Origin of the sequence: Methylomonas montana (assembly GCF_030490285.1) — a bacterium.
In the GTDB taxonomy this organism is placed as follows: Bacteria; Pseudomonadota; Gammaproteobacteria; order Methylococcales; family Methylomonadaceae; genus Methylomonas; species Methylomonas montana.
In genome coordinates, this window is record NZ_CP129884.1 from 4580159 (window position 1) to 4606173 (window position 26015).

The window sequence follows — 26015 nt, forward strand, 5'->3', positions numbered from 1 at the left end:
ATGTTGAATCGGGCCGAACAATGCGAGTAAATGATCTATTTAATAATTGCCCCGAGCGTGGATATTGGAAACTTGTATGGAAAAGGTACGGTGGCGTTATATGCAACTTTCCCAAAATAATCATCGCTGGCAAATTGGCGTTTTCATGGCGCTTCTATCTACTTCAATATTGGCAAACCCAGATAATAGCCTTCAAAAACAAATCAATTCAGCCGGATTATTTTCGAAAGAATTAGCCGCCCACGGCAACGTTGACATAGCCAATCAGCCGGACTATTGTCTTTCCAAAGTAAGGCCGTTAAAGATTAACCAAGAACTGTCCGAAATACTGGCATATTCGGTGCGCATGTCGGATAACATCAAAATAAAGTCGGACTGTACAAAAGTAAAGGGACAGAGTATTGATCAATTTTGTCGTCTTTATTTTTTTTCGTCCAAAAAATCGGAGCAATGGAGTATTGGGTTTAGTTTTTTGGGCAACCCATCAACTGGTAAAATTGATTTTAACTCGCTAGAGTGTTTTGCCACTCCCTAATATTAGGGCCGTAGGTCCGATTAGCGAAGCCTAATCGGACGAATGTATAAGTTCATATATGGAAACCTTTACCGTGCAGGTCATGAAATGAAGTTGGGCGGTTTCGGTGATGACGTAGCGGCTTCTACCCATGTTTGTCTAGTCCAGGAGGACGCTAGAGCGTCCGAAGCTGCGTTTCCACGCGGAGCGTGGGAACGATGGTTAACCGGCAAATCGCATAGTCCAGGAACTCAATCTCGCCAAGGATTGATGACGTCGAGTTCAGGGTAATTGAAGTCACGCACATTACGGGTCACCAGTTTCAGTCCATGTGTCAGCGCGGTGGCTGCAAGCAGACTATCGACGGCCGGGATGGGGCGGCCCATTTGGGCAATCAATCGCCCCCAACGGTCGGCAACGTGGGCATCCACACTCAAAATCCGGCCGGAAAAAAACTGGGGCAGTTCCACTTCCAGCCAATCCAGCAATTTGAGCTGGCGATCATCGTTGATCAACCCATCAATGCCTTTGCGGATTTCGCCCAAGGTCAATACGCTGAGATAGAGCGTGGTGGCCGGCCGCTGTTCGAACCATTCGACGACGCCCCGATTGGGTTCACGGCGACGTAATTCCGATAACACGTTGGTATCGATCAAATAACTCATAGTTCGAGTTCTCGGGTCAGACTGACATCGCGTTCAATCACAAGATCGTCCTGATCATAAAGCGGCGAACGCCGCATGAATTCGACCAGCGACTGGCGATTACCCGTGAGTCGGTCGTAGTCGACGCGCGAGAGCAGTACCGCAACAGAACGACCGTGATGGGTGATTTCCTGCGGCCCCTCCTGTTCGGCATGGCGTAATACGGTGGAAAGGCGCGCTTTCGCCTCCTGAATTTGCCAAGTATGCATAATCAACTCCAAATCTAACCAGTCTGGTCAGATTTTAAAGGTTAACTATTTTAAGAGCAAATCATGTCCTTTGATTCTGTCCGGATTCTGAGCACCGGCATTGGATTTGGCTGACCATAGGTGGAATCCAACTCCCCAAGCTCGGTTAAACGTTCCGGTTCGCGCACGGAGGATTTATTCCGCTGATTTTGCACATCTTTGCCTCGGCTTAATGCCGATGGGAAGCAAGATTGACGATCACAAAGCCGAGAATGGTAGGCGCTGCTTTCCGCCCACCGGCCATCCCTCAGAACACGACCTCCCCAAATTTGGCATGGGGCGTCAATACCTGTAGTTTCTCGATCCGATTGAGTTCGATCCGACTATCGTCGACGATCAAATATTCACGCTTTTCGGCGCTGGTCATCGTGTCGATAGCCTTGCCTTCTAAGATTTGCTGGTCTTTTAAGATAAGCCTGACCTGATAGCCGTACATGCAGGCTATTTCCAGGTAGTCATGAAGTTCGCAAGAGATAGAGCACTGAGCCATGGAGGTATTAATTCGGCGACGGCTTTATTCGGTTGCTTTGAGTGCTTATTAAAGAAACGCCGCCGCTTCGCTAAATTTCGCCTTTCTCCACCACCGGGATAATCCAATAATGGATACCGGAACCGGCAAATTCGGCCTTCAACTTTTCCAGCAACACCGCAATCGCTATTTTTTCGGCATAAATCTGAAAACGAGCGGTTTGTTGTTCGACATTTTCAGTCTCGGTGAGAAACTTGGTCAGCCTATGTTCGACATCGCCGTTAATTTGCTCGGACTCAAAACTGGACAGACATTCCATCACCGCGGATTCCAATGCCGGCGGCACAATAAACGAAATCGAGAACTGCTGATGATTGACGGTTTTGAAAAAATCGTCTTCGCTATTAAAGCGATCGGAGGCGTTTTTGATGACCTGCAGATACCTGCCTCGTCGGCGGTCGCCTTTGCGCTTTTCTATAAAATCAGCGGGAACGGCTAGCTGATTTTGCCTGGGGTCGTTATACCAACTGCGGTGATAATACGGTCTAACCACCACCATTCTGCCGTTAAAGCGTCGATTCTTTAAGCCTTTTACGACTCTTTGCACGGTCAATTCGGAATCCAGGGTCACCAAGCCATGATATTCGATCGTACCTACTCGAGTATCCTGCAACGCCAATATTTCCACATCGACGATGCGCCCCGACTTCCTAAACCAGCCACTTTTCAAAGCAGGGGCCACAAATTCGGAAATCTCAGTATGCCGGGTGTTAGCAGGAATTCGTCGCAAAAAAATATTCATAGGGCTTTGTATGGCAATGAATTTAGCTCATTCAAAAATGTTTAACTGCTGTTCGCCTCAACTGTAGCATCCCCTATCCATTTCTGCATACTTTATGCTCAGATCAGGCCCTGTTCAATGGCCGGCACCAGCCAGTAATGTAGCCCTGCGCCGGCAAAATCCTCTTTTAGCTTAGTCAATAATGCAGAAATGTTTTGTTTTTCGACGTACATTTGAAAGCGGATTTTGCGTTGATGTCCGGCGACCTGTTCCGCCAGCGACAAGCCTTGGTGATCGTGATCGTGAACATTGGCCGGAAAACTGGTGAAGCCTTGCCGCCACGCCAAGGACAACAGACAATCGACCATAGCCTCTTCCAGGCTGGGCGAGACGTTCAAGGTCAGTAAAAATGCCTCGTGACTCATTCGCAGTTCTCCGGGTTACGGCCGAATAATCGATAGAGTATCGGCAACAAGATTAGCGTTAACAAGGTCGAAGATAACAAACCGCCGGTAACGACGATAGCCAGTGGCCGCTGGATTTCCGAACCGGGCCCGGAGGCGAACAGCAGCGGAACCAAGCCGAACGCCGCGATGCTGGCGGTCATCAACACCGGCCGTAAACGCCGCCCGGAACCGATAATCACCACCCGTGACAACTCCATGCCCGTCGCACAGAGCTGATTGAAATAACTGACCATCACCACACCGTTCAATACCGCGATACCCAGCAGCGCGATGAAACCGACCGAGGCCGGCACCGACAGATATTCGCCGGATAGCCACAGCGCGAACACCCCGCCTATCATCGCCAACGGAATATTGGATAGCACCAGCACCGCCTGCCGCACCGAACCAAAGGTAGAAAACAGCAGCAGGAATATCAATCCCAGCGACAGCGGAATCACCAACGTCAGCCGCGCGGACGCGCGTTGCTGGTTTTCGAATTGGCCGCCGAACTCGACATGAAAACCGTTGGGCAGTTCGACTCTTTCCGCCACCGCCTTGCGCGCCTCATCGACAAAACCGACCAAATCTCGACCTTCCACATTGCTACGAATCACCACGAAACGTTGGCCTTTTTCACGACCTATCGAGACCACCCCTTCCACCGCTTGAATTTTGGCGACGGCGGTAATCGGCACATGGCCGCCATTGGGCAAACTGATTTGCAGATTATCGAAATTGGCGGTGTTACTATCTCCGCGCAGCAGCAAAGGTGTGCGCTTGACGCCCTCCTGCACAATACCTAGCTGTACACCTTCGATTTGGGCACGCAGCATATTTTCAATACTATTGCCGTCCAGCCCGAAACGGCCGGCGGCTTCGCGGTCAATACTGAGCTGCAAGAACTGCATGCCTTCGTTTTTACGGGTGAACACGTCGCTGGAGCCAGGGATGGTTTTCAGCACCGTTTCGATTTGTTCGGCTTTATGATTGAGCGTATCCAGATCGGTACCGAATAATTTGATCGCGACATCGCCGCGGGTACCGGTCAACATTTCCGAGACCCGCATTTCGATAGGCTGCGTAAAACCGAAGGCAATTCCCGGCGTGTGCGGCATGATTTTGCGAATTTCCTCGATCAACCCTTCCTTGCTGTCCATCCGCCATTCCGATTTGGGCTTCAGGATCAAAAAAGTATCGGTATCGTTCAAGCTCATCGGGTCCAGGCCCAATTCGTCGGTGCCGACCCTGGAAACCACGGTCTGTACTTCCGGAATATGCTCGAGAATGTTTTTCTGTACTCGGCCGTCCAGCGCTACCGAATCCAGCAAGGTAATCGACGGCAATTTCTCCAGCTGGATGATGATGTCGCCTTCGTCCATCGTCGGCATGAAAGTGCTGCCGATCTGGGTAAACACCAGCAGACTAGCCGCCAGCATCGCCCCGGCACCGATAAAGACTTTTTTACTGTTCTCCAGACACCAGACCAGGATAGGCTGATACCACTGCAACAATTTGCGCGGTAGCCAGGGTTCTTCGTGAGACACCTGTTTCAGCAGCAACGAGGCCAGCACCGGGATCACGGTTAAAGACAGAATCAAGGAACCGCTCAAGGCAAATACGATAGTCATCGCCACCGGCCCGAACAATTTGCCTTCCAGTCCCTGCAAGGTCAACAGCGGCAAAAACACGATGATGATGATCAAGATCCCCGAGGTAACCGGCACCGCCACTTCGCGGGTAGCCCGGTAAATCAGATGCAAGCGCGGCAAACGCTCGGCCTTGTGATGATCGGCCAGTTGGGTAATGACGTTTTCCACGACCACCACCGCGCCGTCCACCAGCATGCCGATCGCGATCGCCAGACCACCCAGACTCATCAGATTGGCCGACATACCGAACGCATGCATCAGGATGAAGGTCACCAGCGCCGCCATCGGCAAGGCCAATGCTACGGTTAGCGCCGCCCGCAAATCGCCCAGAAACAGGATCAGCAATACCACCACCAGCACAATGGCTTCCATCAAGGCCTTGGATACGGTGTCTACCGCCTTGCCAACCAACACGCCGCGGTTATAAAACACATTGAGGCGCACACCTTCCGGCAAACCGGGTTGCAATTCCGCCAACTTGCTTTCCAGTTGCTCGATGGTCTGCCGGGCATTGGCGCCGCGCAGGCTCAACACAACAGCGGTAACTGCCTCGCCGTTGCCATCCTTACTGACCGCGCCATAGCGGGTCAGCGCGCCGATGCGGACATCGGCAATATCCTCCACCCTGATTGGCATCCCTTGATGCTGTGCCACCACAATGGCTTTCACATCCTGTTCGTTTTTGATGCGGCCCTCGGCACGCACGATCAAGGCTTCCTCACCCTCGGTCAGCCGGCCGGCACCGTCGTTGCGGTTATTGTTTTGCAAGGCGGCCATCAGTTGCTGAGTATCGATATTGCGAGCCGCCATCCGGATATTGTCGGGCACCACCTCAAAACTGCGAACTAAACCACCCAACGCATTGACATCCGCCACACCGCTTACGGTACGCAAAGCAGGGCGTATGGTCCAGTCCAGCAACTCTCGGCGCTGCATCAGACTCAGATCGCCTCCCTCGATCGCAAACATGAACATTTCCCCCAACGGGGTAGTCATCGGCGCGATGCCGCCTTGCACGCCTTCCGGCAGATTGCCCCAAAGCGTATTCAGACGTTCGGCGACCTGTTGCCGAGCCCAGTAAATATCGGTACCTTCTTCAAAATCCAAGGTGATGTCGGTAATCGCGTATTTGGCCAGCGAACGCAGCATGGTTTGATGCGGAATGCCCAGCAGTTCCACCTCGATCGGCGCGGTAATCCGCGCTTCCACCTCTTCCGGCGTCATGCCGTTGGCTTTGACGATAATCTTGACCTGGGTCGGCGACACCTCCGGAAATGCGTCGATAGGGATATGCTTAACGGCATAATAACCGCCACCCGCCAGCAGCAATACGCCGAGCAGAATCAATAAGCGTTGGGTTAATGCAAAGCGAATCAACCCGGCCATTACTCGTCACCGCCAAGACCCAGCCAAGTAGCTTTTAAGGCCACCGCGCCTTTTATGGCGATTTGCTCGCTAGCGGATAAGGGGCCGCTAATCAGCGAATCGGCTTCCTGTTTGCCGGTGACCGTGACTTCGGTCACCGCGAAACCGTCCGGGTTACGCACAAAAACATAGGCATGGCCTTCGTTCTGGGCAATCGCGGTATTAGGGACGATAAAGCCGGTCTGTGCGCTGTTTTGCATGATCTGCACGTTGACGTTCTGCCCAACCCGCAGGTCTTCGGCGCTACCGTCGATCACGGCTCTAGCCAATACCGTCTGGTTCTCGCGGTTGACGCTTTGCCCCAACAGGCTGATCCGCGCGCTGATTTCGCTGTCTTCCAGCCGCACCGAATCGCCGACATGAATATTGCTCAAGCGTTCCTGAGGAATGTTGATTTCCAGCCAAAGTTCGGACAAATCGGCAACCCGGTACAGTGGCGCCTGCACATCCAGGCGCGCGCCCAGACTGGTCAGACGTTCCAGTACCACGCCGTCGATAGACGCGCGGATATTCAAGCGGTTGTCGAGTTTGCGGGTTTGCCCCAAGTTTTTAATCTCGGCGGCCGACATGCCGGCCAACAGCAGCAATTGCCGGGCTTCATCAGCCTTGGCCGATTTGCTGCCGTGCAGCATCTGGGTTTCCTGCCAGCGCCGCTCGGCGATCACGCCTTCCTGCAATAGTTTTTGATCGCGGCGCCGTTCCAATCCGGATAAATTCAGTTCGCTATTGGCTATTAAAAAGGCTTGTTGTAAGCCAACCAGTTCCGGGCTATTCAACTGTGCCAATAGCTGACCCTTGCGTATTTTGTCACCAATATTGGCCGGCAACTGGGTGACCAAACCCGGTTGGCTACTGCTGATCAACACTTCGTGATCGGCGGGTACCACCACTTTTCCCGGCGCGTAAAACAACGGAATTTGCCGACTGGCACTGAGCGCGGCAACCTTGATGTCCAGATTGTCGATTTGCTCTTGGGAAATATGGATCTGCTTATCCTGGGCAAATGCGGTTAGCGTCTGCATCAACAACAAACCAAACCAGCACTTTTTCATGGCTGCACTCCCACCGCCTGATTGTAAAAGGCGATATTGCGCTGCAATTTCGCTTCCTGCAGTTTGGCGTTACGGATCGCTTCCAGGCTGCGGGCCTGAATTTTCAATAAGTCCAATAGATTGATTTCGCCTGCCGAAAAGCTGATTTCAGTCATTTTCAGATGGGTTTCGGCGATTTGTTTCAATTCGTTGGCAATCGCCAGCTCCGCCTTCGTCACTTCCAGCGCATGCTCGGCCTCGTGCAGGTTTTTCTCCAATTGCCGATACAGATGTTCGCGCGTGGCCTTGGCGTTGTTCAGCTCCAGGTTGACCTTGGCGATTTCCGGGGCATTGTAGGCTTCGCCACCAAACAGCATCACCACGCCGACACCGACACTCTCGATATCCTGTCCGCTACGGCCATCGCGCTGGCTTTTCGCGCCCAGACTCAATTTGGGTTGATTGACCGGATCGGTGGTTTTGGTCCATTGCACTTCTGCCTGTTTGCGCTCGATGACGGCATTAATTGCTTCCAGCATCGGGTGATTAGTGGTCACTTCGGTAAGGCCGCTTTGTTTTTCCTGATAATTGCCTGGCACGCGCGATAAGGTGGTCAGACTGGCATAGGCTTTTCGGCTATGCATTACTTCCGCTTCGGCCTGAGTCACCAGCGCCCGGTTTTGCAGATATTCGCCCTTGGCCAACAATAAATCGGCACGCGGCAAGTCGCCCAACTCGACGCGGCGTTCGACTTTTTTCATCAGCTGTTCGGAAATGGATAGGGCGTTTTGCGCCTGCTGCAAGCCAATGTTGGCGATTTCCATATTCCATAACGCTTCTCTAACCAAGCGCGTCACCTCCAACTTGACCGCCGCCGATTGTTTCTGCGCGGATAGACTGGCGCGCTCGGCTACCGCCTGTCCGGCCTCGCGCTGGCCCCATTTCCAAGTGGTAATCTCGACTTGGGCCGAGGCTTCGCGGGAACCGAGGTCGTCGGCAATCCGGTCGTCCATATACCCCAGTTGCAATGCGGTCGAACCCGCCACCCAGGCGTCGCTACGCTCGGCCAAGGCATCGGCTTCTTGAGTCAACGCTTCGTTGATCAAACGATCCGGGTATTTTTCCAAGGTCAAATCGACTAACTGCGGCAAACTCAACGAGGGATCGGTTTCGATCGGATCCAGATGTTCGACCATCAGCTTTTCCGTACCCTGATTTGCGTTAATCGCGGGTAAGCGCCCGCCGTCGTTCGGTTCGGCAAGGCAGGGCGCCGTTGCCAACAATAAAACAGGTAAACCGTATTTAATATGACGGTATCCGTTCATATAGCACTCCAAAACAATAATTAAACAAGACTGCTGCTAATGGCCGGTAGCCTTTAACAGTTTTGTACGGAATGTGGGGCAGACTTAGCGTGATAACAAATCATCTCGTAAGCAGCATTAATACCCCTTTCAGAACGGTGGCGCGCGGGAGCTGTTGTGACTAAGTAAAGGTTCCGGCGCAAATCGGGAAATAGGCGGAGGGAAGTTAACGATGCTGACTTGGCGCTCAACGGCAAAACTGGGAAAAGCGGCCGGTAAAAATAAAGCCGGCGCCAACTTATCCAGTAGCTGCTGTTGTTTAATCGCCGAACCAAGGTCGACGATGCCGTGTTGGATTTGCAGATCGTGATTGATCGCCATCAATCCGGCGCCTTCTTGCCCGATATGTAAGACTTCAAATTCATGCAAATGCAATCCGGGCATGCTAGCATCTTTGCCAACATGAGCATGCACTAGTGGCGCCGCCACTTGCAGCAGCAGCAGCAGCATGACCAGAAATTGACGCAAATATGCAACCATTTATGTTTTCGGATTGTCTGTGAAGTCTCGTTAATCGGTAGACTGCGGTTGTACCGGGCGGTACGAAAGGCTATTCTACTTGAAATTAGCGATTTTACCCTGAATATCAGCAAACCCTTACTCACTTTGGTCAACAAACCCTATGAACAGAAAAATCGGTACTCTGGCAACCTTATTCATGGCCCTGGCCTTGCTGCTGGGCAGTGTTCACGAAGTACAAGCCAAACGTATGGGTGGCGGTAAATCGTTCGGCAGCAAGCCCAGTTACAGCGCACCCTATCAGCGTTCGACCACACCAGGCGGCGCTACTAGCCAACCCACCCGCTCGGCCAGCCAACAACAAGCGGCCGCTCAAAATCAAGCGGCACGGCAAAGCTGGGCCGGCCGTGGCGGCCTGATGGGCTTACTGGGCGGTCTGGCCTTGGGCGGATTATTAGGTTCGCGGTTCTTCGGCGGCGCTTTCGAAAATTTGAATCTGATGGACATCCTGGTGTTTGCCGGCATCGCCTATCTGCTGTACCGGCTGTTTGCCGCCAAGGCTCGCCAACAACCCGCCGCCAGCGGCGCGTTCGGCCAAGGTCCCCAACAACCGGAGCCGCAAAATTATTACCGGGAAAATCAGCAACAAACCACCGGTCCCGCCGGTTTCGATACCGATGTTCTGTTCAAAAAAGGCAGAACGGCCGGTGCGAGCAACCACGATTATCAACAGCCGGCTAGTTTCGACGCGAGCAATCTGCCGGCGGGTTTCGATCAACGCGCCTTTTTAAGCGGCGCCGAAAGTGCTTACCGCCACCTGCAAGCCGCCTGGGACAACCGCGACTTAGCCGAGATTCGCGGCTTGACCACCGACAAAGTATTCGTGGAAATTCAAGAACAATTGCGCGCGTCGACCGCCGCTAACAAAACCGAAGTGTTGAAACTGTCCTCCGAATTATTGGACGTGCGCGAAGTCGGCGCCGAACTGGAAGCCGTGGTGCTGTTCGATAGCGTCATGCGCGAAGACGACGCTCAAGCCGAACAAGTGCGGGAAGTCTGGCATTTCATCAAACCGAAAAACAGCGCGCAAACCCGCTGGTATCTGGACGGCATTCAACAACTGGAAGATTAAGCGTGTCGGCGGACAGCAATACCATCAGGCAGCGCTACGACCGTCTGGCCCCGTGGTTCGACGGCCTGGAGGGCTTTCTGGAGGGCTTGCTGTTCCGCAGTTTGCGCAAAAAACTCTGGGCTCAGGCTGCCGGCCCCCATATTCTGGAAGTCGGGGTGGGAACCGGGAAAAACTTCCCGTTCTACCCGGACGACGCTCGCATTACCGCGATCGATTTCAGCCCGAAAATGCTGGCAATGGCGCAACGTAAACAACAGCGCAAACAGATCGCCGTCGATCTGGCGCTGATGGATGTGCAGTCCTTGGATTACGCCGACAACAGTTTCGATACCGTGATCGGTAGTTTCTTATTCTGCTCGGTACCGAAACCGAGAAAAGGCCTGAAGGAACTATATCGGGTCTGCAAACCCGGCGGACAAGTCCTGTTGCTGGAACATGTATTAAGTTCAAACAAAGCCGTCGCGGCATTGATGAATTTGCTGAATCCGCTGGTCGTCAATACCTTGGGCGCCAACATCAATCGGCAAACCTTGAAAAGCGTACAAGCCTGTCCGTTTCAAAAAATATTCGTGGATCCGGCCAGCAGCGACATGATCAAGTTGATTCGGGCCATCAAGTAAGCCAGCACCGATAACTCTCTGTTTAAAAAGCCTTTCGCTATTTAACAGCCGCCGTCTACAATGCATCCATGCTTAATTGCGCGGTAGATGACTGAGTTTATGGCAAATCTTTTTAATTCGACGGGCAAGAGTCTACAGATACTGCTCTTAAAATAAGTTAAGCCATATTCATGAGATAATATTTCCATGAAATGTAAACGAGATTCAGACGGCCGGGAAATTGATCACCATACTCTGCAAGTGATGCGACAGCAGGCGGTCAAAGCGGTGAAAAATGGGCAGACGGCGGCCAGTGTGGCGGCAGCGATGGGCGTCAACATTCGCACGGTGTTTCGGTGGTTGTCCGACTTTGCAACCGGCGGTCAAAATGCCCTGCTGGCCAAGAAGATTACGGGCCGCCCACCGCTGGTGACGCCCGACGAAATGCGCTGGATCGCCGAGACCGTGCGGGACAAAACACCCTGGCAAATGAAATTGGAGTTTGGCTTGTGGACCTTGTCGCTCATCGGGGAAGTCATCTATCGCCAGTTTGGCAAACGCCTGACCGCGCCGAGTGTGGGACGGATCATGCGGTTGCTGGGTTTTACGCCGCAAAAGCCCTTGTATCGGGCTTGGCAGCAGGACCCGGTCTTGGTGGAAAAATGGCAGTCGGAGGAGTTTCCTGCCTTGAAAGCCGAAGCCAAACGCACGGGTGCAGTGATTTATTTTGCCGACGAAGCCGGCGTGCGCTCCGACTTTCATGCTGGCACCACCTGGGCGCCAGTCGGTCGGACGCCGACCGTGAAGACAACCGGGCGACGATATGGTTTGAATCTGATCTCTGCGGTCAGTGCGCGGGGCGATTTTCGCTTCATGGTCCAGGAAGGCAACGTCACCGCCGACGTGTTTGTCGAATTCTTGAAACGCCTGCTGCGTGGCGCTGAACAGCCGATCATACTGGTCGTCGATGGCCATCCGATTCACAAGGCTAAGATCGTTAAAACGTTTGTGGAGCAACAGCAAGGCCGGTTGCAGTTGGCCTTTCTGCCGCCATATGCGCCACAACTGAATCCGGACGAACAAGTGTGGGGTTATATCAAACCACGCGTGGCCAAGCAGATGCCGGAAAATAAAATCGAATTAAAGAAACTCGTTCAATCTGCCATGCATCACTTACAGAAACTCCCACATGTCGTGAAATCTTTTTTCAGACACCCAGAATGTCAATATGCAGGTTAGTGACAATACTTTCTTTAAGAGCAGTAACACTTTGTTGTGCGGCCTTTTTAGCCGGTAGCCGGGCGGTGGCAGACGACTCGCTCGCCGATCTCAAAGCCCTGTCGCTACAGGAATTAAGCGCCAGCACGGTTTCCATCGCCTCAAAAAGTCAACAACCGATCAGCGAAACGCCTTCGGCGGTGTTCGTCATCAGCCACGAAGAAATCAGGCGATCCGGGATGCAGTCGATACCGGAACTGTTGCGCAAAGTCCCCGGACTGGAAGTCGCTAGAGTCGATGCCAATCAATGGGCGATCAGTAGCCGCGGCTTTAACGGTATATATGCCAATAAACTGTTAGTGATGATGGACGGTCGTACCGTTTACGACCCTTTGAACTCCGGGGTGTACTGGAACGAACAGGATTATCCGCTGGAAGATATCGACCGTATCGAGGTAATTCGCGGTCCGGGCGCGACTTTATGGGGCTCGAACGCCGTCAACGGCGTCATCAACATCGTCACCCGCTCCTCTCAGGAATCACAAGGCCTATTGCTATCGGGCGGCACCGGCAAGGAAGAGCCGGGATTCGGCACCTTTCGCTATGGCGGCCAGCTCAATCCGGATTTTCATTATCGGGTTTACGGCAAATACAATCATCGCGAGGATTTCCACTTCGGCAACGGCGAAAAAGCCAATGACAGCCTGGACATGGGCCGCGCCGGCTTTCGTGGAGACTGGGCGCCCGACGCCCGCAAAAATTTGATCGTACAGGGCGATTATTTCAACGGCGACATGCAGCAATCCCTGAGTAATATCGACACAACGATGCCGATAAGCGCCGATAATACCAAGAAATACGGCGGCAACGTGTTGCTGCGTTGGCAGCAAACCCTGGATAACGATAGCCGTTTGCAAATCCGCAGTTATTTCGACCACGCCGTCAGAAACCAAAGTCGGCTGGATTATCGGCGCAGTACTTTCGATTTCGATCTACAGCACAATTTCCGTTGGCAAGACCATAACCTGACCTGGGGCACAGGTTACCGCTACAACTCCGATCTGCTAGCACAAAAAGTCGCCTTGCTACATTTCGATCCGACGCAACGCGATGTGCATTTGTTCAACGTCTTCGCTCAGGACGAATGGCGCTTTTTCGCTGACGATCTGCGCCTGATTTACGGCAGCAAAGTCGAACATAACGATTTCACCGGTTTCGAAATTCAACCTTCGGCGCGGCTATTGTGGATACCTAGTCAACAGCACAGCGTGTGGGGAGCGGTATCCAGAGCAGTGCGGGTACCGGCCCGGGTCGATCACGACCTTAATGTGCTATTCAACGTAGCGCCCGACACTACCGCTAACGTATTGGGCGACGACAATTTCGACTCGGAAACCGCCATCACCTATGAACTGGGCTATCGCTTTTTCCCCAGCGATGCCTTTAATATTGATACCACGCTGTTTTATAGTGATTATGGCCGACTCAGTACCACAGAACCCCAGTCGCCAATAGTATCGGGCCAAGATACCACTATCCCGTTTTTGATTGCCAACAAAGCCAAGGGCGAAACCTATGGCTGGGAAACGGCTGTGAACTGGCGAGCATCCGAGAATTGGCGCTTGCAAGGCAGTTACAGCCTGTTTGGAATAGCCTTGCATCGGCGCGACGGCAGTCTCGATACTGCCGCCGAGGTGGCCGAAGGCAATAGTGCCAGAAATCGCGTCAATCTGAGCTCCTATCTTAACTTGCCACATCAGTTGGAATTCGACGCGCACTGGTATTACACCGATCGTTTGCTCAATCAAGTGTCAGCCTATCACCGCCTCGACTTGCGCCTGGGTTGGCAGCCGAACCTGCATTTCGAACTTGCGGTGGGCGCGCAAAATTTGCTGGACAATAGGCACCTCGAATTTAGTCCCTATCTCGATAACGCCGTCATCAGCAGCGAATTTGAACGCAATTACTACATTAAAGCCACGGTGCGTTATTAAATGTGGCATCGAAGTTTGTTCAGCAAAGTCGTGGCAAAAACCGGTTGGGTTTATCGGTATTTGCTCTCGATGCTGCTATGTTGCCTGGTTCTAGTCAATCCCAGCAGAGCAAATGAACAACGTTTTAACGAAACGGAACTTAAAGCGGCATATCTATATAATTTTGCTTACTTTGTTACCTGGCCCGAAACCAATAGGGATTTTCTGTTTTGCAGTTATGCCAATTCACCGGTAACCACCATATTGGCTCGGCTTATCGTAGGCGAGCGGGTACATGATAGGGCTATTCAACTACTGATCGATCCTGTCCCGGCACAATTACACGAATGTCATGTCATTTATATTCCCGCGCAGCAGGAGAGGATACTGGCCGCGACGCTGGAGTTCGTTCGCGCTTTTCCGGTGCTGACCGTCAGCGATACCGCCGATTTCGAAGACCGTGGCGGCATGATCCGTCTAGCGACCGAAGATATGCGGATTCAACCGGTGATTCGGCTGAAAAATGTGACGCGCAGTGGATTGGGGATTAGCTCCAAGCTGCTGCGTAGTTCTCGGGTAATCGAGTAATCCCATGTCCTTGATTGCCGCCTACCAGCACGCGTCAATTCGACAAAAAATTTTGGCCATCGCGTTAACGACCGCTTTCATCAGTGCCGTATTCACCCTGCTGTTTTTTCTAGCCAGCGATTATAGTCATCAAAAACAAAGACTTCTGGACCAGAGCCGGGTGTTGTCGAAAATTCTAGCCAACAATGTTTCCGCCGCCATTATTTACCACGATTCGACTACCGCTCAGGAAATTCTAGCGGCACTCAAGGAAAAAGACGATGTCATCGGCGCTTACATTTTTACCGCCGATCACCAGCTATTTGCCAATTATCAAAGCCAATTACCGAACAATCAGGCTATTTTGCAAACCATAGGCCAACACAACGGCGATTTCTGGCAACAGTTTCCCACCAACCAACCTAACAATCACGACGATCACATTTTTCATGCCGACTCTCTCGACCTGGTCGTACCCATCACCATCGACCAGCGGCTGATCGGCTTCTTAGCCATGCATCTGTCCCTGGCGGAATTGCTACACAACTTTCAATACACCACATTGGAAGCCTTAGCCGCGATGTTGTTAGCCATGCTGATCGCGATGCTGCTCGCCCGTTGGCTGGGATATAAAATCAGTAAGCCTTTATTGCACTTAACGTCCAACATCGAACAAATTAGCCAGAACGACGCGTTTAGTACTAGGTTAACGGTAGACACATACGACGAAACCGGGATTCTGATCAAAACCTTTAACAGCATGCTGGATCGCATAGAACAGCATGAGCGTAATAAAAACGCCTTGATCGTTAATTTATCGCATGCCAAATTAGAAGCGGAAAGAGCCAGCTACGCCAAATCGGAATTTTTGTCGCGGATGAGTCATGAGTTGCGGACGCCGTTAAACGCCATCATCGGTTTTAGTCAATTGCTGGAATCCGATGTACATAACCCGTTAAACGAGGATCAAAAAGACTCGGCCAATCACATTCTCGGCGCCGGCTTGCATTTACTGGATTTGATCAGCGAATTGCTGGACCTAAGCGCGGTGGAAAGCGGCAAGTTGGCTCTCTGCATTGATAAGGTCGATTGCCGAAGCGTCATTGAGGAATCTTTGGATTTGGTGCGTCATCAGGCCCGAGATCGCGGCATTGACATCCACTGCCAATTGCCGAAACAACGTTTTTCGGTTTATGCCGATCGCTTACGCTTGAAGCAATGCCTGCTGAACCTGCTATCCAATGCCATCAAATATAACCGACCAAACGGTGAAGCGACGGTCTTGGTCGAACAGCGAGACCGGCAAGTTCACATTACCATCCGGGATAGCGGTATCGGCATCGCCCCCGAACAGTTTGCGATGCTATTCCAGCCGTTTACCCGATTTCATCAGGATCAGGAAGTTATCGAAGGTACCGGAATCGGTTTATTGATTACCAAGCATATGATCGAACTAATGAAAGGTTCGCTGAAAGTCAGTAGCCAGGTCGGCCAGGGCAGCGAATTTACGATTATCCTTGAACAAGCCCATCCCATGACTGGCATTGCCAGGGCAGGGTCTACTCGGCAAACATCGAATCAATCCGCTCCGATTGCCGAAAGCGGCTCCCAATTGCCGATCGATACAAACCTGTCTTAATTTTGTCCGGTGTTTTGGAAAAATACCGGGCCGGGCCGAAAACTCGTTGATGGTTTGGAATCAACGAGCCTGACCGGAGTTTAGCGGATGGAATTGACGGTGCGTTCCAGTTCTTCGCGACTTAGATGGCGCACATCCTTGCCTTTCACCATGTAAATTACCTGCTCACAAACATTGCAGGCATGGTCGCCAATCCGTTCCAACGCACGAGCCGCCCACAACATATCCAGCGCCCGAGTAATGTTGCGCGGATTTTCCATCATCTGCGTGATTAATTGCCGAGTGATGCTGGTATATTCGCGATCCACCTTGGAATCTTGTTCGGTAATCGCCACCACTTCCTCGACGTCGTTTCTGGCATAGGCATCCAAGGCGCCGTTCAGCATGTCCTTGACCAGATTCAGCAAATGTTCGATTTCGTAATATTTGTCCTGATAATAGTCAGCACCTTCCAGACGCATGGTCATCTTGGCGATGCGCGCCGCTTCGTCACCGATCCGCTCCAGGTCGGTGATGATCTTGATCGTGGCGATCAGCATCCGTAAATCGTAGGCCGCCGGTTGGCGTTTGGCCATGATTTCGGTGCATTCGTGATCGATATCCTTTTCCATTTCGTTGACTTGATGGTCTTGTTGCACGACTTTCTCGGCATCTTCCATGTCGTAGCCCATGAACGCCTTGGTCGCCAAATCGACTTGCTGTTCGACCAAGCCGCCCATGGCCAACACCTTGTTGCGGATGTCTTCCATCTCCTCGTTAAATTGACGGGAAATGTGTTGTTTGATTTTGCTGTTATCCATTGCCTACCTCCTAGCCGTACCTACCGGTAATGTAATCTTCTGTTTGTTTTTTCGCTGGATTGGTAAACAACTCGCTGGTTTCACCAAATTCGATTAATTCGCCCATGTACATGAAAGCGGTGTAATCAGACACCCGCGCCGCCTGCTGCATGTTATGGGTGACGATCACGATCGTATATTTTTCTTTGAGTTCGTTGATCAATTCTTCGATTTTCAACGTGGAAATCGGGTCCAGCGCCGAGGCTGGTTCGTCCAACAGGATCACTTCCGGCTCGATGGCGATCGCCCGAGCAATTACCAGCCGCTGCTGCTGACCACCAGACATGCCCAAGGCATTGTCGTTCAAGCGGTCCTTCATTTCGTCCCACAGCGCCGCACCGCGTAGGGACTTTTCGACGACTTCGTCGAGTATACGCCTGTCGTTGATACCCTGAATACGCAAGCCATAAGCCACGTTTTCGTAAATGGTTTTCGGAAACGGATTGGGTTTTTGAAACACCATGCCCACCCGCCGGCGCAAGGCCGCAACATTGACCGATTTATCGTAAATATCTTCGCCATCCAGCAGAATCTTGCCTTTAATAGTGACGCCGTCGACCAGATCGTTCATCCGGTTGATGCAGCGCAGCAGAGTCGATTTGCCGCAGCCGCTGGGACCGATATAAGCGGTCACCCGCTTGCGCGGCATTTCCATATTGACGTTATGCAAAGCCTGTTTTTGTCCATAAAACAAATCCAGGTTTTCGACTTTGATACAGGTTTCGATCTCGCCGGAAACGGCTCGCTCTTCTCTATTCAACGCATTGATATCAATGGCGTGGCTGATTTTTTGTGCTGTTGTCATGATATTTTGGGTCCAGGCTTCCGGAGGATGCAATATTAGTTTTCTAGGGCGCGGTATTTTTCCCGCAAATTGTTGCGTATGGAAATAGCGAACATGTTCAGACCGATAATGACCATCACCAGTAGCAGCGAAGTGGCATACACCAACGGTCTGGCCGCTTCGACGTTAGGGCTCTGGAAACCGACATCGTAAATATGGAAACCCAGATGCATAAATTTTCTATCCAGATGCAGATAGGGGAAATTGCCGTCCATCGGCAGGGTCGGCGCCAGTTTGACCACACCAACCAACATCAACGGCGCTACCTCGCCAGCCGCGCGCGCCACCGCCAGGATCAAACCGGTCATGATTGCCGGACTGGCCATCGGCAACACGGTGCGCCATAGCGTTTCGGCTTTAGTGGCGCCCAAGGCCAGACTACCCTCGCGGATCGACTTCGGAATCCGCGACAGACCTTCCTCGGTGGCGACGATCACCACCGGCAAGGTCATCAAGGCCAGCGTCAACGAGGCCCATAGCAAACCGGGCGTACCGAAGACCGGCGCCGGCGCCGCTTCCGGGAAAAACAAGCGGTCGATATTGCCGCCGATGATATAAACGAAAAAGCCCAAGCCAAATACGCCGTAAACGATAGACGGTACGCCAGCCAGGTTGTTAACGGCGATCCGGATCACACGGGTAATAAAACCTTGCTTGGCGTACTCGCGCAGATAAACCGCCGCGATCACCCCAAACGGCGTCACCACGATGGCCATCAGCAACACCATCAGCACCGTGCCGAAGATGGCCGGGAAGATACCGCCCTCGGTGTTGGCTTCGCGCGGCTCGTCGCTGACGAATGTCGTGAAATTACTCACATACTCGATGATTTTATCGAATACGCTCATGGTATTGGGGCGCGTTAATTTGACGACTCGATGCAAGGGCAAACTGATTTCCTTCTGTCCGGCTTCCGCTACCACCAGACTGTAGCGTTTACTTTCCTTGCTGAGTTTGAAAATCTGTTGCTGTATGACTTGGTACTGCTTCTCGTAAGCCTGTTTTTGCGCGGCGAATTCCTGCTTGGCGGCATCGCTCCACTGGTTTTTGAGTTCCAGCGAGCGCTGCTTCAAACGCAAGCGCTCCAAATCGTAGTTGATCGCCCCAACGTCTTTATCTTGCAAATTATCGATTTCGTCGTGTTGTTCCAGCACTGTCGCGAGCTTGTCTTGGGCAACCTGCCAAGCTTGTTCGCCTTCAGCGATCACCACGCCGTCTTCCTTGACCGCCAGCAAGCGACCGTAGAAATTGCCCCATTCCCGGCGTTCGATCATCACCAATTCATCCGGCGTGGATTGGCCGCGAATATATTGCTGCTGTATCCAGCGGAAATCGCTGCCGAAAATGTCGCGGTTGCCGGTCTTGACCAGATGCTGCACCAGATATTCGCCATTATCCAGCAACTCATGGCCGGCGGCTTTGGCTTGCGCGGCCGGCAACAGCGACGTCGCCACCTGTTCGCCGATGATCACCGTCTCCGGAGCACCACGATCTTGATAGCGGTACTCGACGATGTCGGCCGGCCAGAAATGGCCCAAGCCTCTGACCGCAATCAGCAGCAATAAGCCTACCACCAAGATAAGGTTCAAACTGACCGCGCCGGCGGTCATCCAGATCCACGGCGAACCGCTCTTAAACCATGCTTTCATCATAATGAGCTGTATTTTTGTCTGAGATTCTGCCGAATGACTTCAGCCAGAGTGTTGACTACAAAGGTGAACATGAACAACACCAGCGCCGCCAGGAACAATACGCGATAGTGGGTACTATTCACTTCCGACTCCGGCATTTCCACCGCGATATTGGCAGACAGGGTACGCAAGCCCTGGAAAATGCTCAAATCCATCACCGCAGTATTGCCGGTGGCCATCAAAACGATCATCGTCTCGCCAACCGCGCGGCCGAAACCGATCATGATCGCCGAGAAAATGCCGGGGCTGGCGGTCAGCAACACCACTTTGGTCATGGTCTGCCAGGGCGTAGCGCCCAAGGCCAAGGAACCCGTGGTCAAATGCTTGGGCACGCTGAAAATCGCATCTTCGGCAATGGAAAATATCATCGGGATCACCGCGAAACCCATCGCCAAACCAACGACCAGGGTGTTGCGCTGATCGTAGCCGATGCCGAATTCTTCGCGCATCCAGGTGCGTAAATCGCCGTTAAAACAGAGTGCTTCTATCGCCGGGCTTAATTGAAAAGACAGCCAGCCGCCGAAAATCACCACCGGAATCAATACGATGGCATCCCAACCGTCGGGAATTTTGTGGCGGGTTTGTTCGGGTACGTATTGCCAACAATAGGCGAAAATCATCACCGACAGCGGCACCACCATCAGCAGCGCAAAAATCCCGGTGAGATTAGCTTCCACGAAAGGCGCCAGCCACAAGCCGGCCAGAAAACCCAAAATCACCGTCGGTAAAGCACCCATGATTTCCACGCCTGGCTTCACATATTGCCGCACGCTGGGCGCCATGAAATACCCGGTATAAATCGCGCCGAACAAGGCCAGCGGAATACCCATCAGCATCGCGTAAAACGAAGCTTTCAAAGTGCCGAACACCAGCGGCGTCAGACTCATTTTCGGTTCGAAATCGTTGCTGGCCGACGACGATTGCCAAATATAATCTGGCTTTGGATAACTTTCGTACCAGACTCTGTTCCATAACGAAGCCCACGATACTTCCGGATGTTCGTTATCAATTTTCCAGTGATTGATCTTGCCGTCTTCGGCTTGCAACAGCAAGGCATTGGCGCGCGGCGACAAGGTCACGGCCACCGGCTTGCCGCCGGCGATTTTTTCCTTGATCAATTCGCGTTCGGCGGTGGAACTGTAAATGCCAATTTCGCCATTGGCGTCCGCCGCCAACATGCCTTTACGGCGCTGCTCCGGATTGATGGTGACAATCGGCGCCTCGGACACTTTAAATTCACGCAGTTTTTCGACGCTGAAGTGATTTTGCTGATCGCGTATCATGGTCCATTGCGCCATCACACCGCTGGTATCGCCTATCAGCAGGGAAATATCGCCATTCAAAAACTCCATGCTGCTGATTTGCGTGCCTTGATTCAACACATTGAGTTTGTGCTTAATCTTGGGCTGGCTTTTGTCGGCTATATCGACCACGGTCAAATCGCCGGCACGACTAGCCAAATACAGATTGCGCAGTTCTTTATCCAACAAAATGAAATCCACTTCGTCAGCCGCCATCTCCACGACGCTGTCGGTGGCTTCCCAGCTGACTTCGTCGAACATCGATTCTTTTTTGCTCAGGCTGCTTAAAACCATGCGGTTATCGGCGGTTTTCGCCAGCAAGGTGCTGTCTTTATCGCCCAATTTCACCGCCAGTTTGGTCAGCGCTTGGCCTTGTTTGTCCACCACCAGCGGCTGGGCACCCAGCGGATATTGAATCGAAGGGGTAATCAAACGCTTACCGTCGGGATAAGTCAGTTTGTAATCGTGCTTAACCACCACGGCGCGGCCATCTGACAAACCGAAGGCAATCACACCTTTATCGACACCGCCGTGCGCATAACTGGTGATCTGAACTTGCTCGGGAATCGGCAGCGGATCGACACGCAGCACCTGGCCGCCGGCGACGCTGAAAAATACGACTTTTCCGGTATCGGTAAAACGCACGGCCACTTCGTTTTGCTCTTCCATCGACAGGAATACGGTATTGCCTAAACCCGGCTCGGGTACGTCGTAACGGCCGACCGATTCGGCGTGCGACGGCAACAGTATCGGAAAAACCACATACAACAGGTAAAAGAAGATCAACACCACGGCGACGATGATACTCAAGCCGCCGGCCACGACGCCGCGCGCCACCATCTTATCTTTTACCAGCCGCCAGCGCTGGTAACGGTCACTAGTGGCTGTCTGAAACAACGTGGCTTTCGCTTGGGTGGGATGGGCTTCAGTCATAACAAGGCATAGTTAGTTAACATAGCTACGGCGAAATATCGCAACGCAGACAAAAACAAAAAAGCCGATAACTACTAAGGAATTATCGGCTTTATATTATACAAGATCATCCGCCATTAATTGGTGGATAGGATGAATGGCTTTGTTTTATTAGCCAGTCCCTTGCTGCGTCCGTGCATCATTGTCCCTTTATCAGACATCCTTGGCTGATGTAATTACTGAACCAGCGTCAAGGCTTTTTCCACGGCTTTAGCTGGCAGCGGAATATAGCCGTCCTTGATCACCACTTGTTGGCCGGTTTTGGATAACACCATTTTGATGAACTCTTTTTCCAATGGCGCCAGCGGTTCGTTAGGTTTTTTGTTGACGTAAATATATAAGAAACGCGACAGCGGATAAGCACCGGAGGTAGCGTTTTCAGGTGTCGCTTCGACAAAAGCCTCGCCATCTTTGCGCGCCAAAGCCACGGCTTTTACGCCGGAAGTCGAGTAGCCGATGCCGGAATAACCGATGCCGTTAGCCGAGGTGGTAACCGATTGCACCACGGAAGCAGAACCTGGTTGTTCGTTGACATTGCTTTTGAAATCGCCTTTGCACAACGCTTCGTCTTTAAAGAAACCGTAAGTACCGGACACCGAGTTACGGCCATACAGCTGAATCGGCTTGCCCGCCCAGCCGCCAGTCAGACCGGCTTGACCCCAAGTGGTGATATCGTTGGCATGGCCGCATTTACGGGTGGACGACAAAATCGCATCCACTTGCGGAATGCTTAAACCTTTAACCGGATTGTCCTTGTTGACGAAAACCGCCAACGCGTCGATCGCTACCGGAATAGCGGTTGGTTTGTAACCGTATTTGCTTTCGAAATCGTCGATTTCGTTGTCTTTCATTTTCCGGCTCATAGGGCCCAGGTTAGCGGTACCCTCGGTCAGAGCCGGCGGCGCGGTCGATGAACCGGCAGCTTGAATCTGGATATTGACGTTGGGGTAAATCTTACCGAATTCTTCTGCCCACAAAGTCATCAGATTGGCCAAAGTATCTGAGCCGACACTGGAAATATTGCCGGACACGCCGCTGGCTGCCGCGTATTCCGATAAGCTTGGGTCCAATGTCGCAGGTGCCGCAGCCGCTTCACCGCCCAACAGAGCAGCCGACGCGAAACCAAACCCCAAAACCAGCGACTTCAGCTTGAATGTGTTTTTCATATTTTTTCTCGAAATGTTTAAAACTTAAGATCCATATTGCCAATCTAGCGTGACAATAGTATGAAGCGTATATGACAGTTTTATGACAAAAGATGACTAATTGTAATGGGAACCGACGAGTTTCAGCAAAACCTACTGCATCATCGTCCCAAGCCGGGCATTTTCCAGCTTTACAAAACTGTAGGAAAAATCAACGGCTTGATCGTCTTGCACATCCTCTCTAGCAATTTCCCGCCACTGGCTCGGCTCTATCTCGGGAAAAAAGGTATCGCCCGCAAAGTTTTTATTTATCTCGGTCAAATACAAATAATCCGCATACGGCAGCATGGCTTCGTATATGGTGGCGCCACCGATTACGAACAATTCCGGGCAATCGGCACAAGCTTGCAACACGCTGTCGATGTCGCCAAACGCCCGGCAACCGAGCTGTTGGTAATTCGGGTCACGGCTGATGACGATGTTATCCCGGCCCGGCAGCGGACGGCCGATCGCTTCGAAAGTTTTACGGCCCATCAAAATCGGCGAGCCCATGGTAATCTGCTTGAAACGTTTTAAATCGGCCGAGAGATGCCAGGGCATTTGCCCATTCAGGCCGATGGCCCGGTTGCTGGCCATCGCCACGATCAGTGATATTTTCATGCGCAATGTTTAAGATGGGCCGTATTATTGGCGAGACATCATACTAGAAACAGAGCATATGAAGAAAAACATCCTGCTGGTGTTTACCGGCGGCACCATCGGCTCGCAGCTTGACGGCAACACCATTAACACTAACGGCAACGCCGGTTTTAAATTATTGCAACGTTTTGCGGAGCAAGATACCAAACCGGATTCGGTGAGCTTCAAAACCTTGCAGCCCCTGCAAATTCTCAGCGAAAACCTGCATCCCAGCCACTGGCCGAAAATCATCGCCAGTATCGAATCCGAAGATTTAAGGCAATTTGACGGCATCGTCGTCACCCACGGCACCGACAGCCTGGCCTTCAGCGCGGCGGCGCTAAGCCTGCATTTCAATAGCCTGGCCATACCGTTGCTGCTAGTTTCCAGCGATTTGCCGCTGGATTATCCGCAAGCCAACGGCGTGGCGAATTTTATCTGTGCGGTGGAATTTATCCGTCAACTCGGTCTGGCCGGCGTGTTTGTGCCGTATCGAAATCCAGGACAAACGATGCAACTTCATCTTGGCAGCCGGTTGTCGTCCTGCTTGCCATTGAGCGGCGATTTCATCAGCGTTCAATCGCAAGCCTGGATGCGTTATGAAAGCGGTCACTTCGAACGGCTACACGAGCTGGATTGCAAAGCTCGCTCGCCGATAGCGCTAAAACCCGAATTTTCAAAACAAATATTGCTGATCAGGCCTTATCCGGGTCTGGACTACACGATGTTCAATCTCGAGAATGTCGAACTGGTACTACACGACCTCTACCACTCCGGCACCGCCTGTGCTTCGGCCGCCGCCGGCAGGCAATGTAGCCTGGTCGAATTCGTCAAACGCTGCAGCAGCCGGAACATAAAAATTTATCTGGCTCCGGCACTGTACTCGGAAAGCGCCTACGCCTCGACTAGAGAGCTACTGGAATGCGGCGCGGAAATGATCTGGAACATGTCATTGGAAGCCGCCTACGCCAAACTGCTATTGGCTTATGGCAATTTCAACACTCGGAATGATATCGCGGATTTTTTACAGCGGGATATTGCGTGGGAACATGTATGAAAAGAGGGGGCGCTATCGCGCTCCACCTACAATGCTTTCTACGGGATTTCGGACATAATAACCTTATTACGCTTGGCACGGGTGGGCCAATTCTGCTCGGCCCCATTACAAATACTTCAGCCAAGCCCAATGCGGTTTTCGATGCTTTAAAGCTTCAAAACCAAGGCAGCAGGGAAACATCAGCAATACGACCAATAGCCAAAACGCATAAACCGTCGGCAAACCGTAACCGTAGTCTTTGGGTAAATCCGGCACCCAGATACCGCCACCGATCAGCGCCGAAACCGGGCCATTGTCGATTGCCGCCACCAGCAACGCCAGCAGGTGGATAACATAGAGATGCAGCAGATAAAAAAACAGCGGCGTCCGGCCGAATACTTGTAAAACCCTGAATTTATGGGCTGGCCAGTCTTCAAACCAGCCCAGCAACAGCACTGCCGGCCCCAGCGTCATCAATAAATACAGCAACGACGGCGGGTATTTGTGGCAGTTCAGAAATGACAGCAAAGTCAATGCCGGATCGGCATAGGCTTGCCACGGATGGGGGTCGCCGTAGAGATTGCTGAAGCGCAGCAACGCAAATAATGCGATCAGCGAAACCCCTAACAGCACTAGTCTATTGCGGCTACGCCATTGCGGCGAGTTCATCCACCAGCCGAATCCGTAACCTACGGCGATTACCCCAACCCATGGAATCAAAGGGTAGTAAGGATTGAGCTTCCAGCCACCGCCAAAATCGACGTGGTCGCCGGTATGTAATACCGCCCACCATGGACCAAAGCCGCCCAAATCGGCCGGTTTGACCGCGTCGAAAGTGTTATGCCCGACGATCATCAAACCGCCAAAACCGACAATCCACGGCAAAGGCAACTTAACCAAGCCGGATAGCAAAATCATAGACCAGCCTATCGCCCATAACACCCCGCCGTCGAGTTGGCGAAAGTCGTTGCTGAAATTCCAGGCCCAGGCTTCGACAGTACTGACCAATAGCAACAACAGCACCCCGCGTTTCAGTAAAAAACCGCTAGTCTCAGCATTAGCATCCCGCCGTGCCGCCCACAGATAGGCGCTGGTGCCGGCCAGAAACACGAATACCGGCGCGCAGAAATGAGTGATCCAACGGGTCAGAAACAAACCCACCGCGGTCTTATTCAGATCGGTGGGATCAAAATGCGCAGCGCTAAAGAAATCCCGGGTGTGGTCCAGCGTCATGATCACCATGACCAGGCTGCGCAGCATGTCGAGGGACGCAATACGTTGAATCATT

24 protein-coding genes are annotated in these 26015 nt (G+C 52.3%); 8 read left to right on the forward strand and 16 right to left on the reverse strand.

The features are described 5' to 3' along the window. The first annotated feature begins 76 nt into the window (after positions 1-76). Positions 77-535 carry a hypothetical protein gene (locus QZJ86_RS21220; protein ID WP_301935576.1) on the forward strand — a complete coding sequence of 153 codons (459 nt, stop codon included), beginning with the start codon at positions 77-79 and terminating at the stop codon, positions 533-535. 230 nt (positions 536-765) lie between these two features. On the opposite strand, the gene QZJ86_RS21225 is transcribed toward QZJ86_RS21220, so the two are convergent. The 9 genes from QZJ86_RS21225 to QZJ86_RS21265 all read right to left on the reverse strand — a co-directional run bounded on the left by QZJ86_RS21225 (position 766) and on the right by QZJ86_RS21265 (position 9114). Further along, positions 766-1179, reverse strand: coding sequence for a type II toxin-antitoxin system VapC family toxin (locus QZJ86_RS21225; protein WP_301935577.1), 414 nt, complete (start codon positions 1177-1179; stop codon positions 766-768). Further along, on the reverse strand, positions 1176-1427 hold the full coding sequence (locus QZJ86_RS21230) for a type II toxin-antitoxin system Phd/YefM family antitoxin (RefSeq protein WP_301935578.1): 252 nt from the start codon (positions 1425-1427) through the stop codon (positions 1176-1178). The genes QZJ86_RS21225 and QZJ86_RS21230 overlap by 4 nt, the downstream gene beginning before the upstream one ends. 286 nt (positions 1428-1713) lie before the next feature. Next, on the reverse strand, positions 1714-1956 hold the full coding sequence (locus QZJ86_RS21235) for a Rho-binding antiterminator (RefSeq protein ID WP_301935579.1): 243 nt from the start codon (positions 1954-1956) through the stop codon (positions 1714-1716). Positions 1957-2026: 70 nt separating this feature from the next. Then, on the reverse strand, positions 2027-2737 hold the full coding sequence (locus tag QZJ86_RS21240; protein ID WP_301935580.1) for a DUF3240 family protein: 711 nt from the start codon (positions 2735-2737) through the stop codon (positions 2027-2029). A gap of 98 nt (positions 2738-2835) precedes the next feature. Further along, entirely contained in the window at positions 2836-3141 is a 306-nt protein-coding gene (locus QZJ86_RS21245) for a DUF3240 family protein (protein ID WP_301935581.1), read from the reverse strand. Beyond that, the gene (locus tag QZJ86_RS21250; RefSeq protein ID WP_301935582.1) at positions 3138-6200 is read right to left on the reverse strand and encodes an efflux RND transporter permease subunit; all 3063 of its coding nucleotides are present in this window, start codon (positions 6198-6200) and stop codon (positions 3138-3140) included. Before QZJ86_RS21250 ends, QZJ86_RS21245 begins: the two co-directional genes overlap by 4 nt. Beyond that, complete coding sequence (locus tag QZJ86_RS21255; protein WP_301935583.1) at positions 6200-7291, reverse strand: efflux RND transporter periplasmic adaptor subunit; 1092 nt, start codon at positions 7289-7291, stop codon at positions 6200-6202. Before QZJ86_RS21255 ends, QZJ86_RS21250 begins: the two co-directional genes overlap by 1 nt. Beyond that, entirely contained in the window at positions 7288-8595 is a 1308-nt protein-coding gene (locus QZJ86_RS21260; RefSeq protein WP_301935584.1) for a TolC family protein, read from the reverse strand. The genes QZJ86_RS21255 and QZJ86_RS21260 overlap by 4 nt, the downstream gene beginning before the upstream one ends. A 129-nt stretch (positions 8596-8724) precedes the next feature. Next, positions 8725-9114, reverse strand: a complete 390-nt coding sequence (locus QZJ86_RS21265; protein WP_301935585.1) for a hypothetical protein — start codon at positions 9112-9114, stop codon at positions 8725-8727. Positions 9115-9256: 142 nt separating this feature from the next. On the opposite strand from QZJ86_RS21265, the gene QZJ86_RS21270 reads away from it, so the two are divergent. The 6 genes from QZJ86_RS21270 to QZJ86_RS21295 all read left to right on the forward strand — a co-directional run bounded on the left by QZJ86_RS21270 (position 9257) and on the right by QZJ86_RS21295 (position 16221). Beyond that, positions 9257-10225 (forward strand): Tim44 domain-containing protein, encoded by a 969-nt coding sequence (locus QZJ86_RS21270; protein WP_301935586.1) that lies wholly within the window; start codon positions 9257-9259, stop codon positions 10223-10225. Between the two features lie 2 nt (positions 10226-10227). Continuing rightward, complete coding sequence (locus QZJ86_RS21275; RefSeq protein WP_301935587.1) at positions 10228-10845, forward strand: class I SAM-dependent methyltransferase; 618 nt, start codon at positions 10228-10230, stop codon at positions 10843-10845. Positions 10846-11031: 186 nt separating this feature from the next. Beyond that, complete coding sequence (locus QZJ86_RS21280; protein ID WP_301670818.1) at positions 11032-12063, forward strand: IS630 family transposase; 1032 nt, start codon at positions 11032-11034, stop codon at positions 12061-12063. Between the two features lie 65 nt (positions 12064-12128). Then, complete coding sequence (locus QZJ86_RS21285) at positions 12129-14036, forward strand: TonB-dependent receptor plug domain-containing protein (protein WP_301935588.1); 1908 nt, start codon at positions 12129-12131, stop codon at positions 14034-14036. Beyond that, the gene (locus tag QZJ86_RS21290; protein ID WP_301935589.1) at positions 14037-14603 is read left to right on the forward strand and encodes a YfiR family protein; all 567 of its coding nucleotides are present in this window, start codon (positions 14037-14039) and stop codon (positions 14601-14603) included. Between the two features lie 4 nt (positions 14604-14607). Then, entirely contained in the window at positions 14608-16221 is a 1614-nt protein-coding gene (locus QZJ86_RS21295; protein WP_301935590.1) for an ATP-binding protein, read from the forward strand. 80 nt (positions 16222-16301) lie between these two features. Here QZJ86_RS21295 and phoU read toward each other — a convergent pair whose 3' ends face one another. The 6 genes from phoU to QZJ86_RS21325 all read right to left on the reverse strand — a co-directional run bounded on the left by phoU (position 16302) and on the right by QZJ86_RS21325 (position 23673). Next, positions 16302-17021, reverse strand: a complete 720-nt coding sequence (gene phoU, locus QZJ86_RS21300) for a phosphate signaling complex protein PhoU (RefSeq protein ID WP_301935591.1) — start codon at positions 17019-17021, stop codon at positions 16302-16304. 10 nt (positions 17022-17031) lie between these two features. Beyond that, the gene (gene pstB, locus QZJ86_RS21305) at positions 17032-17865 is read right to left on the reverse strand and encodes a phosphate ABC transporter ATP-binding protein PstB (protein ID WP_301935592.1); all 834 of its coding nucleotides are present in this window, start codon (positions 17863-17865) and stop codon (positions 17032-17034) included. A 35-nt stretch (positions 17866-17900) separates the two neighbouring features. Further along, on the reverse strand, positions 17901-19556 hold the full coding sequence (pstA, locus tag QZJ86_RS21310; protein WP_301935593.1) for a phosphate ABC transporter permease PstA: 1656 nt from the start codon (positions 19554-19556) through the stop codon (positions 17901-17903). After that, the gene (locus tag QZJ86_RS21315) at positions 19553-21829 is read right to left on the reverse strand and encodes an ABC transporter permease subunit (protein ID WP_301935594.1); all 2277 of its coding nucleotides are present in this window, start codon (positions 21827-21829) and stop codon (positions 19553-19555) included. Before QZJ86_RS21315 ends, pstA begins: the two co-directional genes overlap by 4 nt. Before the next feature lie 215 nt (positions 21830-22044). Next, the gene (locus QZJ86_RS21320) at positions 22045-23034 is read right to left on the reverse strand and encodes a PstS family phosphate ABC transporter substrate-binding protein (RefSeq protein ID WP_301935595.1); all 990 of its coding nucleotides are present in this window, start codon (positions 23032-23034) and stop codon (positions 22045-22047) included. Positions 23035-23166: 132 nt separating this feature from the next. Next, the gene (locus QZJ86_RS21325) at positions 23167-23673 is read right to left on the reverse strand and encodes a dihydrofolate reductase (RefSeq protein ID WP_301935596.1); all 507 of its coding nucleotides are present in this window, start codon (positions 23671-23673) and stop codon (positions 23167-23169) included. Between the two features lie 58 nt (positions 23674-23731). On the opposite strand from QZJ86_RS21325, the gene QZJ86_RS21330 reads away from it, so the two are divergent. Continuing rightward, a complete protein-coding gene (locus QZJ86_RS21330; protein ID WP_301935597.1) occupies positions 23732-24748 on the forward strand; it encodes an asparaginase in 1017 nt (338 codons plus the stop codon). Positions 24749-24853: 105 nt separating this feature from the next. Here QZJ86_RS21330 and QZJ86_RS21335 read toward each other — a convergent pair whose 3' ends face one another. Next, entirely contained in the window at positions 24854-26014 is a 1161-nt protein-coding gene (locus QZJ86_RS21335) for a DUF1624 domain-containing protein (protein WP_301935598.1), read from the reverse strand. Between the last annotated feature and the right edge of the window lies 1 nt (position 26015).